Below are 428 nucleotides of genomic sequence, written 5' to 3'. Positions count from 1 at the left end.
TGTCCACACAGATGATTGTTGATTAGAATTAGAGAACACAAACATTGTTTGGGTCTGTAGCTCAGCTGGTTAGAGCGCACGCCTGATAAGCGTGAGGTCGGTAGTTCAAGTCTACTCAGACCCACCACTTCTTCCCGATGCTGCGTTATTAAGCTCGTCGTTTAGAAAACACTAAACGTCCTCACTTAATGCCTGGCCTCGAAAAGAAGCTTGGTTCAGAACAATGTTATCCTAGTAATGTGGGGCTATAGCTCAGCTGGGAGAGCGCCTGCCTTGCACGCAGGAGGTCAGCAGTTCGATCCTGCTTAGCTCCACCACTTTACTACCTACTCCTCATAGATAAACACTCTTAACACAGTGACTTGAAATAAGAAACTGAGAGTTTTTAACTCTGAGAAGTCATTCTCTTGCTCTTTAAAAATTTGGAA

At 44.4% G+C, this 428-nt stretch carries 2 tRNA genes; both read left to right on the top strand.

The features are described 5' to 3' along the window. The first annotated feature begins 50 nt into the window (after nucleotides 1-50). Nucleotides 51-127, top strand: a tRNA-Ile gene (locus TW77_RS23740). A 114-nt stretch (nucleotides 128-241) separates the two neighbouring features. After that, nucleotides 242-317: transfer RNA gene (locus TW77_RS23735), tRNA-Ala, on the top strand. Nucleotides 318-428: the final 111 nt, after the last annotated feature.

The sequence above is a fragment of the Pseudoalteromonas rubra genome, assembly GCF_000967655.1.
Lineage (GTDB): Bacteria > Pseudomonadota > Gammaproteobacteria > Enterobacterales > Alteromonadaceae > Pseudoalteromonas > Pseudoalteromonas rubra_A.
This window is presented reverse-complemented; position numbering and strand designations above follow the sequence as displayed.